This window comes from Pseudomonas sp. Fl4BN1 (assembly GCF_009908285.1).
In the GTDB taxonomy this organism is placed as follows: domain Bacteria; phylum Pseudomonadota; class Gammaproteobacteria; order Pseudomonadales; family Pseudomonadaceae; genus Aquipseudomonas.
Window position 1 is genome coordinate 497,973 of the sequence record NZ_JAAARM010000001.1, and the last position, 10,901, is coordinate 508,873.

The following is a 10,901-nucleotide window of genomic DNA, read 5'->3' on the forward strand; positions in this document are numbered from 1 at the left end:
TCTCCTTTGTTCTTTGAGCGCCACGGTGGTGGTGAACGGGCCATTCTCGTTCACTTGGATGGTCAGGACCCTGAGGCGCGCGAAGATCCGCAGGAGTTTCAGGAGCTGGCAATATCGGCCGGCGCCGAGACCGTCGCGTTTGTAAACGTGCCGCGTCATCGGCCAACCGCCAAATACCTGGTTGGCAGCGGCAAGGTCGAGGAATTACGCGACCTGGTCAACGCCGAACAGGTAGATCTGGTGATTTTCAATCACATCCTCACGCCCAGTCAGGAACGTAACCTCGAACGTGTATTCGAGTGTCGCGTGATTGATCGCACGGGCCTGATTCTCGATATCTTCGCTCAGCGCGCACGCACTCATGAAGGCAAGCTCCAGGTTGAACTGGCCCAGCTTGAACACATGAGTACGCGATTGGTTCGCGGCTGGACTCACCTTGAACGGCAGAAAGGCGGTATTGGTCTGCGCGGTCCAGGTGAAACCCAGTTGGAAACTGACCGACGCCTGCTGCGAGTGCGTCTGCGGCAGATCAAGGCACGCCTGGAAAAGGTTCGCAGTCAGCGTGAGCAATCCCGTCGAGGGCGCAAGCGCGCCGACATTCCGACGGTATCGCTGGTGGGGTATACCAACGCCGGCAAGTCGACCCTGTTCAATGCGGTGACCGAATCCGACGTGTACGCGGCCGACCAGCTTTTCGCCACGCTCGATCCGACTTTGCGCCGGCTCGAGCTGGATGATCTGGGGCCGATCGTGCTGGCTGATACCGTGGGCTTCATCCGCCACTTGCCGCACAAATTGGTGGAAGCGTTTCGGGCTACGCTCGAAGAGTCGAGCAACTCCGACTTGCTGCTTCATGTGATCGACGCCCATGAGCCTGAGCGCATGGCCCAAATCGAGCAGGTGATGGTGGTGCTGGGGGAAATCGGGGCTCAAGACTTGCCGATCCTGGAGGTCTATAACAAACTCGATTTGCTCGAGGGCGTTGAGCCACAGATCCAGCGAGACCCCGACGGCAAGCCGCAGCGGGTCTGGTTATCGGCTCGTGACGGCCAGGGACTGGATTTGCTCAAGCAGGCCATCGCGGAGCTGTTGGGCGAAGATTTGTTCGTGGGCACCTTGCGCTTGCCTCAGCGTTTTGCTCGACTGCGAGCACAGTTTTTCCAGTTGAATGCTGTGCAGAAGGAAGAACACGACGACGAGGGTGTCAGTTTGCTGGCCGTGCGCCTGCCGCGAGCCGAGTTGAATCGGCTGGTCAGTCGCGAAGGTATGCAGCCGTCCGAATTCATCGAGCAACACACTTTGCAATAAAAGCCTGGGCAAGCGGTTGTGCCGCTGTAGCAGGCATTCTGTAGCATTGGTCGGCGCGCCGTGGGTGCGTCTTTGCTTTATCAGATGGAGAGCGCTATGGCTTGGAATGAGCCGGGTGGCAACTCGAATAATCAGGACCCTTGGGGTGGTAAACGCCGCAATAACGGCGATCGCAAGGGGCCACCAGATCTTGACGAGGCCTTCCGTAAGCTGCAGGAAAGCCTGAATGGGTTGTTCGGTGGTGGTAAGAAACGTGGTGGCGATGGCGGTAGCTCCGGCAAGGGCGGTGGTTTCGGCTTGCTGGGTATTGGCCTTGTCGTGCTGGCGGCCGTGTGGCTGTACAGCGCGGTGTATGTCGTCGACGAGCAGGAGCAGGCCGTGGTGCTGCGCCTCGGCAAATACTACGAGACTGTCGGGCCGGGTCTGAACATCTACTTCCCGCCGCTGGATCGCAAGTACATGGAGAACGTCACGCGTGAGCGTGCCTATACCAAGCAAGGGCAGATGCTCACCGAGGACGAGAACATCGTCGAAGTGCCGCTGACCGTGCAGTACAAGATCAGCAACCTGCAAGACTTCGTGCTGAACGTCGATCAGCCGGAAATCAGCTTGCAACATGCGACTGACAGTGCCTTGCGCCACGTGGTGGGTTCCACCGCAATGGACCAGGTACTGACCGAAGGCCGTGAGCTGATGGCCAGCGAGATCAAGGAGCGTCTGCAACGTTTCCTCGACAACTATCGCACCGGTATCACCGTGACTCAGGTGAACGTACAGAGCGCAGCCGCACCGCGTGAAGTGCAGGAAGCCTTTGATGACGTGATCCGTGCTCGTGAGGATGAGCAGCGTTCGCGTAACCAGGCCGAGACCTATGCCAACGGCGTTGTTCCGGAAGCTCGTGGTCAGGCCCAGCGCATCCTCGAGGATGCCAACGGTTATCGTGATGAGGTGGTATCGCGGGCCAAAGGTGAGGCGGATCGCTTTACCAAGCTGGTTGCCGAGTACCGCAAGGCTCCTGAAGTCACACGTCAGCGTTTGTACCTGGACACCATGCAGGAAGTTTTCAGCAATACCAGCAAGGTCCTGGTGACTGGCAGCAAGGGTGGGCAGAACAACCTGCTTTACCTGCCGCTGGACAAGATGATCGACAGTGGTCGTAGCGGTGGCACTCCGGTAACGGGCTCGGCTTCTGCGGCCAGCAATGAAGCGAATGCGCGTGCGGCGGCTGATCATATGCAGCAACAGCAGCAGACGCGTTCTAGGGAGAGTCGCTGATGAGCAATAAATCGCTGATCGCCCTGATCGTGGGCGTTGTCGTGGCGGTGGTTGCCTGGAACAGCTTCTACATCGTCGCTCAGACCGAGCGCGCGGTGTTGCTGCAGTTCGGTCGTGTGGTCCAGGCGGATGTCCAGCCTGGCCCGCATTGGAAAGTGCCCTACATCAACCAGGTCCGTAAGTTCGACGCGCGCCTGATGACTTTGGATGCGCCGACGCAGCGTTTCCTGACCCTGGAAAAGAAAGCCGTGATGGTTGATGCCTACGCCAAGTGGCGGGTGAAAGATGCCGAGCGCTTCTATACCGCGACTTCCGGTCTCAAGCAGATTGCCGACGAGCGTCTTTCCCGTCGTCTGGAATCGGGCCTGCGTGACCAGTTTGGTAAGCGCACCCTGCATGAGGTGGTTTCCGGTGAGCGTGATGCGCTGATGGCGGATATCACTGCTTCGCTGAACAAGATGGCGGAAAAGGAACTGGGTATCGAAGTGGTCGATGTCCGGGTCAAGGCTATCGATCTGCCGAAGGAAGTGAACCGCAGCGTGTTCGAGCGTATGAGCACCGAGCGTGAGCGTGAGGCTCGTGAGCACCGTGCCAAGGGTAACGAACTGGCGGAAGGCATCCGTGCCGACGCTGATCGTCAGCGTCGCGTGCTGCTGGCTGAAGCTTATCGTGAGTCTGAAGAGGCGCGCGGTGATGGTGATGCGCAGGCAGCGGCGATCTACGCCAAGGCCTACGGCCAGGACCAGGAGTTCTACGCGTTCTACCGTAGCCTGCGTGCCTACCGTGAAAGCTTCGCGAACAAATCCGACGTCATGGTTCTGGATCCAAGCAGCGACTTTTTCCACTATCTGGAAAAGTCCAAGCCTTGATCCGCCCCTGACCTAGGGGCACCCCGCCGGGCGGCTAAAACGCCTCGCGGGGTGATCCTTTGGAAAAACGGGTGTATGATGCGGCAGCCGGGAAATTCCCGGCTTTTTTGCGTCTGCATCTTTGATTGGTCGTGGTTCGTTCAGAGCCCGGCGAGATTTTTCGAGGAAAATGGTCTGTACAGCTGATTCCTGGCTGCCTGTCCGGCTGAGCTCGCGTCGGATGCGACTGTTTTCTGCTTCACTCTAAGGCTGGCCCCAGGCTTGCCGCCCGGACCATAGGGGAATGGCGTAATGGCAACGGTAGACCGCTGGCTGCTGCCAGATGGCATCGAAGAAGTACTGCCGCCGGAAGCGGCGCGCATCGAAGTGGCGCGTCGTCAGGTGTTGGATCTGTTTCAGAGTTGGGGTTACGAGTTCGTCGTCACTCCCCATATCGAATACCTGGAATCCCTGCTGACAGGTGCCGGCCAGGATCTGGATCTGCGTACCTTCAAGGTCATTGACCCGCAGTCGGGCCGGCAGATGGGGTTCCGTGCCGACATCACGCCACAAGTGGCGCGTATCGATGCTCACACCTTGCGCCGTGAAGGGCCGAGCCGTCTGTGCTACGCCGGCAGCGTGCTGCATGCGCAGCCGCGGGCCTTATCGTCCTCACGCAGCCCGATCCAGTTGGGCGCTGAGTTGTATGGCGATGCCAGCCCGAGCAGCGACGTCGAGGTCATCAGTCTGATGCTGGCCATGTTGCAACTGGCCGATGTGCCTGATGTGCATATGGACCTGGGGCACGTGGGTATCTACCGTGGCCTGGCCCAGGCTGCAGGCCTGTCCGGAGCCGTGGAGCAACAGTTGTTCGACGCCCTGCAGCGCAAGGCGATCGATGAAGTCATCAGCCTGACCGAAGGCCTGCCTGCCGATCTGGCGGACATGCTGCGCTCCCTGGTGGACTTGTGTGGCAGTCGCGAAGTGCTGGGCGATGCCCGCCGTCGCTTGGCCGGGGCGCCGACTTCGGTGCTGCTGGCACTGGATGAGTTGCTGACGATTGCCGAGCGCCTGTCGGTGCGGTTCCCGAATTTGCCGTTGTATTTCGATCTCGGCGAGTTGCGCGGCTACCACTACCACACCGGTGTGGTGTTCGCGGTGTTTGTACCGGGCGTGGGTCAATCCATTGCTCAGGGCGGTCGCTACGATGACATTGGCGCGGATTTCGGGCGTGCCCGTCCAGCGACTGGCTTCTCCACCGATTTGAAAACCCTGGTGACCCTGGGGCGTGCTGAAGTCGAGCTACCGTCTGGCGGTATCTGGATGCCTGACAGCACTGATGCGGCACTCTGGCAGACCGTCTGCCAGTTGCGCAGTGAGGGTCAGCGTGTCGTTCAGGCTCTGCCTGGGCAGCCTTTGGCCGCCGCCCGTGAAGCGGACTGCGACCGGCAATTGATTCAGCAGAATGGGCTTTGGCAAGTATTGCCGCTGGCTTCTTGAGTTTTCCTGCCGGCGGCTGCCGGCACCAAGTTTGCGCGAATGAGGACAAGTGTTATGGGTAAGAATGTCGTAGTCCTGGGCACCCAGTGGGGTGATGAGGGCAAAGGCAAGATCGTTGATCTGCTGACCGAACATGCTGCCGCCGTAGTGCGCTACCAAGGTGGCCACAACGCTGGCCACACCCTGGTCATCGATGGCGAAAAAACCGTCTTGCACCTGATCCCGTCGGGCGTGCTGCGCGAAGGCGTGCAGTGCCTGATCGGCAACGGCGTAGTGGTTGCACCTGACGCTCTGCTGCGTGAGATCACCAAGCTGGAAGAGAAAGGCGTACCGGTGCGCGAGCGCCTGCGTATCAGCCCGTCCTGCCCGCTGATCCTGTCCTTCCACGTTGCGCTGGACCAGGCCCGTGAAAAGGCCCGTGGCGAGCTGAAGATCGGTACGACCGGTCGCGGCATCGGCCCGGCCTACGAAGACAAGGTTGCACGTCGTGGCCTGCGTGTGGGCGATCTGCTCAACATGCCGCGCTTTGAAGACAAACTGCGTGAACTGGTGGATTACCACAACTTCATGCTGGTGGGTTACTACAAAGAGCCGGCCATCGAGTTTGAAAAGACCCTGGCTGAGTGCAAGGAATACGCCGAGCTGCTCAAGCCGTTGATGCTGGACGTCACTGCCGAGCTGCACGACCTGCGTCGCGCCGGCAAGGACATCATGTTCGAAGGCGCCCAAGGCTCCCTGCTGGACATCGACCACGGCACCTACCCGTACGTGACCAGCTCCAACACCACCGCTGGCGGCGTGGCGACCGGTTCGGGCGTTGGCCCGATGTTCCTGGACTACATCCTGGGCATCACCAAGGCCTACACCACTCGCGTAGGCTCGGGTCCGTTCCCGACTGAGCTGTTCGACGAAGTCGGCGCTCACCTGGCCAAGCAAGGTCACGAATTCGGCGCCACCACCGGCCGTGCGCGTCGTTGCGGCTGGTTCGACGCCGTTATCCTGCGTCGCGCTATCGATGTGAACAGCATCTCGGGCATCTGCCTGACCAAGCTGGATGTACTCGACGGCCTGGAAACCATCAACATCTGCATCGGTTACAAAGATGCAGAAGGCAAGGACGTTGCGCCGACCGACGCCGACAGCTACGTAGGCCTGCAGCCTGTGTACGAAGAAGTGCCGGGCTGGACCGAATCGACTGTGGGCGCCAAGACCCTGGAAGAGCTGCCGGCTAACGCCCGTGCCTACATCAAGCGTGTTGAAGAGCTGATCGGCGCGCCGATCGACATTATTTCGACAGGTCCGGACCGCAACGAAACCATCGTTCTGCGTCATCCGTTCGCTTGATAAGTTGTTGATGTAAAGAACAAAGGGCCCTTGATCGGGCCCTTTGTCATTTCTGCGTGCCGCACGGCATGACCCTTGCTGTGAAAATCTCGTCTAGAGTGCCATCAAAACAATGGCGTCAAAGCAGAGGGATTTCCTGTGTCGGCCGTTCTCTCATTGTTACAAAGCCGTTTATTGCGGCCTGTTTTCGTTACTCTCGGTATCGCCCTTTTGGTGCAGGTGCTGCTAGCTGTTGCTCTGACTCGGAGCACGGTGACTGCACTTGAGGCGGACCTGGCTGCTCGTCTGGGTGTTGATAGCCAGAAATTGTCTGGCGAGCTCGAGCAGGCCGCTAAGGAGGTCACCTCCAGCCTGGAGAGTCTGTCCAGCAACACTCGCCAGCGCCTGACTGCCGGCCTGTCTTCGCGACTGAAGGAAGAGCAGGTTCAGTTGCGTGCCGCCCTGGAAAAAGACCTGAAGGACTCCGCCAATGACATGGCTCAGTTGCTGGCATCCGTTGCGCCCAGGGCCATGTGGGACAGTGATGTGCCGACTCTGTCCGAGTTCGCGCGGCGTGCCCAGCGCAATCCCAATGTGCTGTTCGTGGTCTATGACGATGCTGCGGGTGAGCACCTGACTCGCTATTTGAATCGGGAGAACCCAATCAACAAGGCCTTGCTGGAAAAGGGCAATGGTGATCGGGCGCTGGACAAGGTCCTGGATGCGGCTAAAAACGATCCTTCGGTCTACTACCTTGAGGCGTCGATCAACCCCAACGGGGTAGAGATCGGCAAGGTGTTGATGGGGGTGTCGACGGCCTCGGTGGAGGCGGATATCGCCGCGCTGGATCAACGCTTTGGGGTCTTGATCGCCAGCAGCGATCAGTTGGTCGGTGACAGCTTGAAGGGAGCCTCTGCCGACAGTTCGGCGGCGATGCGTTCGCGTTTGCAGTCGGCGCAGGCCACTGCCACAGAAATGCAGGCCAATACTGCGAGCACGGTGCAAAAGGCTGCGGCGACCTTGCGTTGGCAGATTGGTGTTGGCCTGGCGTTGGTGGGCCTGGCCCTGTTGCTGTTGCTGGCGGTGGTGCTGGGGCGACGGGTGGTGAGCAAGCTGCATCTGCTGATCTCGGCACTCAATGATCTGGCAGCGGGCGAGGGGGATCTGACCAAGCGGGTGCCGCTCAACAGCAATGATGAGATCGGTGACATGGCATCGGCAGTGAACCGCTTTGTGGATAAGTTGCAGCCCATCGTGCGTGAGGCGGGTGATGTGGCGCAGCGTACCGGGGTCGAGATCGGTGCCATGAGTCTGCGTAATGCCGGGGCGGATGCTGTGGCCGAGGCGCAGCGCGACGAGGTGGCGGAGAGCTTGCGGGCTTTGTCGCAGATGGCCGATGAGGCTCAGGCGGAAAGCCAGGCGATGCAGGCCGCGCTGCAGCAAGTGGTGGAAATTCGCCAGGCGACTGACGAAACCACGCGCACCTCGGAACAGGTTGGCAGCTTAATCGAGGCCCTGGCGGGGCAGGTGGATACCGGGGCAAAGGTGATCGAGCGGTTGGCTCAACAGAGTGAGCAGATCGAGGTGGTGCTGACGGTGATTCACGGCATTGCCGAGCAGACCAACCTGCTGGCGCTGAACGCGGCAATCGAAGCGGCTCGGGCCGGTGAGACTGGGCGTGGATTTGCCGTGGTGGCAGACGAAGTGCGAGCCCTGGCCAGCAAGACCCAGAGTTCCACTGGCGATATCCAGGCACATATCGGTGCCTTGCAACAAGGCGCGCGGGAGGCGGTGGCGGCTATTGGTCAGGCGGGGCGTCAGGCCAGTGAAGGTTTGCTGGTGTTGCGCGACAGTGCCCGGTTGCAGCAGTCGGTGCAGTCTTCGGTGGAGCAGGTGCATGCCGCCATTGGTCTTGCCACCCAGGCTGCGGCGCATCAGGCTCAAGGCGCGCAAGCGGTGCGTGGGCGGGTGGAAACCATTCATGCCCAGGCCGAGCGCGCCGCCCAGGCCGTGGTGGAAACCACCGCCAGCGGCAAGGTGTTGGACAGCCTGGCGGCGCAGCTCAAGGCCAGCCTGGGACAGTTCCGCGCCTGAGGCTTCGCCGGCAAGTCGGCTCCTGCAGCATCGTGTCGGGGGCGGCTTGCTGGCGAAGATGCTCTCAACGACTCAAGTACATCCGCGTCGTCAACAGATAGACCGGCAGTCCCGATACCAGAATCAGCAGCGCCGCATAAGGCGCCGCAGCCGCAAACTCGACATTTGCCGTATGCGCCCAGACCTCAGTGGCCAAGGTATTCAATCCGGTTGGGCTGAGTAGCAGGGTCGCGGTCAGCTCTTTCATCGCATCCAGGAATACCAGGGCAAAAGCCGCGCCCAGTGCCGGGAAGATGATCGGCAGGGTCACTCGACAAAAGGCGCTGAACGATGACGCTCCCAAGGTTCTGGCTGCCTCTTCCAGTTGTGGTGCGGCCTTGTTCAGTGCGGTGCGAATCGGCGCTTGCGCCAGCGGCAGGAACAGCAGGGCATAGGCAATCAGCAGCAACGCCGAGGTCTGATACAGCGCCGGCACATAGTGCAAGGCGAAGTACACCAGGCTCAGCGCGATCACCAGCCCTGGCAGGGCATGCAGCAGATAGGGCAGGCGTTCGGCCCAGATTGCCAGTCGCCCTTTGTAGCGCACTACCAGCAGGCCAACCGGCATCGCCAAGGCCAGGCACAAGCCCGCGCCGCCGAGGGACAGCGCCAGCGAGGAAAGCAGGGCCTCACTGATGGCTGCGACCGGGAAGGCTGCTGATGAGCCGACTGCCAGCCAGTAGGCGAGCATCGCCAAGGGAACGCCGCTGCCAATCAGGGTCAGAATCAGGCAATACAACTGGCCGGCCATGGACCATCGCCCGAGGCGCACCTGCTCGGCGTGCCGCGCCGCTCCTTGGCCGGTGCGCACGTGTCGTCCCTTGCCGCGAGCCCGCAGCTCCAGGCCTAGCAGCATCAGGCACAGTAACAGCAGCACTGCCGAGAGCATCGCCGCATTGGCATTGCTGAATTCCAACTCGAATTGTTGATAGATCGCCGTAGTGAAGGTTTGCAGGCCGATGATCGACAGAGCGCCGAACTCCACCAGCATGTGCAGGGCAATCAGCAGTGATCCGGCCAGCAGTGAGGGCCAGAGCAGGGGGAGGGTGATCTTGAAGAACACTCCCCAGCGGTTCTGTCCGAGGGTGCGCGCCGACTCCTCCAGGGAAGGGTCGAGATTGCGCAGGGTCGCCGCCACCGGTAGGAACACCAGGGGGTATTTGGACAGGGTCATCACTAGGATTGCGCCTCCGAGCCCTTCGAATCCGGAGCTCAGAGACACCCAGGTGAAACTGCTGACGAAGGCCGGCACGGCGAAAGGCAGGCACAGCAGTACACCCCAGAACCGTCGTCCTTGTAGGTCACTGCGCTCCAGCAGCCAGGCCAGGGACAAGCCGATGACGGCGCAGGTGATGGTCACTCCGAGCATGAGCAGCAAGGTATTGCGCAGCAGGCGGAACACATACGGGCGCCATAGCAGGTGCAAGGCTTCGGCCCAGCCAGCCTGCCAGGCCTTGAGCCCGACATACAGCAGTGGCAGCAGGCTCAGACAGACCAGCAGCAGGACCGGAAGCAGCAGCCAGATAGATGGCCGCTTGCGCCGCGGGGTGTGGCGGGAGCTTGAGGCGGCGGTTAGCGATGGATTCATCAGTTCAGGCCGACGTCACGTTCCAGGTCCAGGGCTTCTTCGGCATTGCCGAGATCGGCCGGAGTTACTTTTGGCGCCTGTAATTCGCTGAACGGCTTGAGTCCGCGGTTTGATTCCATGCCTTTATGCAGTGGGTATTCTGCGGTGGTCTGGGTGATCACCCGCTGACCGTCTTCGCTGGCCATATAGGCGAGGAATTGTTGGGCTTCTTTTGGGTGTTTGCTGGATTTGAGTACTGCCGCGCTGGACACGGTAATCAGTCCACCGGCGTCACCGTCGGTAAAGTAATGCAGTTTCGAGTCCAGTTGGCCTTTTTCCCGTTGTAGGGCGAACCAGTAGTAGTTGTTCACTAGGACTGTAGCCACTTCAGCGTTTTCCACGGCTTTTAGGGCCACCATGTTGTTGCTGTAAACCTTGCCGAATGCCCGCAGGCCGGTCAGCCATTCTTCGGCGGCGTCCATCCCGTGCAACTTGATGATCGCCACAGCCTGTTCCTGGAAGGCGCCGCTGGTGGGTACGAAGCCGACCTTGCCTTGCCATTGTGGTTGGGAGAATTCCAACACTGACTTGGGCAGGTCTTTTTCGTCGATCAGTTTCGGGTTGAAGGCCACGACCCTCACGCGCGCGGTAATGCCGATCCAGGTGCCATTGCCGGCCACATATTCCTTGGGCAGCATGGCGAGGGTGGTGGCATCGCTCTGGGCTAGCAGGCCTTGCTCGCCGAGTTTGTTCAGGGGAGGGGATTCTTCGGTGTAGATCACGTCGGCGGGAGAGCGTTCGCCTTCTTCGACAATCTGGCTGGCCAGTTGATTGCTGCTGCCCTTGCGCACGTTGACGTGTATGCCGGTCTTGGCTTCGAAGGCCTTGGCGACAGCATCGCCGACTTCCTTGTGCTGCCCGTTGTATAGGGTCAGAGAGACTGGATC

The 10,901-nt window shown here is 60.5% G+C and carries 8 protein-coding genes; 6 read left to right on the forward strand and 2 right to left on the reverse strand.

Annotated elements, in window-relative coordinates; genetic code table 11:
* Nucleotides 1–6: 6 nt before the first annotated feature.
* The 6 genes from hflX (at nucleotide 7) to GV818_RS02200 (ending at nucleotide 8,348) form a co-directional block, all read left to right on the forward strand.
* On the forward strand, nucleotides 7–1,308 hold the full coding sequence (gene hflX, locus GV818_RS02175; protein WP_161775727.1) for a ribosome rescue GTPase HflX: 1,302 nt from the start codon (nucleotides 7–9) through the stop codon (nucleotides 1,306–1,308).
* Between the two features lie 96 nt (nucleotides 1,309–1,404).
* The gene (hflK, locus tag GV818_RS02180) at nucleotides 1,405–2,583 is read left to right on the forward strand and encodes an FtsH protease activity modulator HflK (RefSeq protein WP_161758976.1); all 1,179 of its coding nucleotides are present in this window, start codon (nucleotides 1,405–1,407) and stop codon (nucleotides 2,581–2,583) included.
* The gene (gene hflC, locus GV818_RS02185; protein ID WP_161758977.1) at nucleotides 2,583–3,452 is read left to right on the forward strand and encodes a protease modulator HflC; all 870 of its coding nucleotides are present in this window, start codon (nucleotides 2,583–2,585) and stop codon (nucleotides 3,450–3,452) included. Before hflK ends, hflC begins: the two co-directional genes overlap by 1 nt.
* Before the next feature lie 291 nt (nucleotides 3,453–3,743).
* A complete protein-coding gene (locus tag GV818_RS02190) occupies nucleotides 3,744–4,931 on the forward strand; it encodes an ATP phosphoribosyltransferase regulatory subunit (protein ID WP_161758978.1) in 1,188 nt (395 codons plus the stop codon).
* Nucleotides 4,932–4,985: 54 nt separating this feature from the next.
* A complete protein-coding gene (locus GV818_RS02195) occupies nucleotides 4,986–6,275 on the forward strand; it encodes an adenylosuccinate synthase (protein WP_010213605.1) in 1,290 nt (429 codons plus the stop codon).
* Nucleotides 6,276–6,413: 138 nt separating this feature from the next.
* Nucleotides 6,414–8,348: a methyl-accepting chemotaxis protein gene (locus GV818_RS02200; RefSeq protein ID WP_161758979.1), complete on the forward strand. Its 1,935-nt coding sequence runs from the start codon at nucleotides 6,414–6,416 to the stop codon at nucleotides 8,346–8,348.
* Between the two features lie 64 nt (nucleotides 8,349–8,412).
* On the opposite strand, the gene GV818_RS02205 is transcribed toward GV818_RS02200, so the two are convergent.
* Both GV818_RS02205 and GV818_RS02210 read right to left on the reverse strand, forming a co-directional pair.
* The gene (locus GV818_RS02205) at nucleotides 8,413–9,975 is read right to left on the reverse strand and encodes an ABC transporter permease (RefSeq protein WP_161775728.1); all 1,563 of its coding nucleotides are present in this window, start codon (nucleotides 9,973–9,975) and stop codon (nucleotides 8,413–8,415) included.
* A partial coding sequence (locus GV818_RS02210; RefSeq protein WP_161775729.1) for an extracellular solute-binding protein occupies nucleotides 9,975–10,901 on the reverse strand: 927 nt, incomplete at its 5' end. The genes GV818_RS02210 and GV818_RS02205, both read right to left, overlap by 1 nt.

Excerpts from the sequence above, each read along its gene's own strand:
- hflK (WP_161758976.1), top strand. The coding sequence starts at position 1,405 with ATGGCTTGGAATGAGCCGGGTGGCAACTCGAATAATCAGGACCCTTGG.
- hflC (WP_161758977.1), top strand. The coding sequence starts at position 2,583 with ATGAGCAATAAATCGCTGATCGCCCTGATCGTGGGCGTTGTCGTGGCG.
- GV818_RS02190 (WP_161758978.1), top strand. The coding sequence starts at position 3,744 with ATGGCAACGGTAGACCGCTGGCTGCTGCCAGATGGCATCGAAGAAGTA.
- GV818_RS02195 (WP_010213605.1), top strand. The coding sequence starts at position 4,986 with ATGGGTAAGAATGTCGTAGTCCTGGGCACCCAGTGGGGTGATGAGGGC.
- GV818_RS02205 (WP_161775728.1), bottom strand. The coding sequence starts at position 9,975 with ATGAATCCATCGCTAACCGCCGCCTCAAGCTCCCGCCACACCCCGCGG.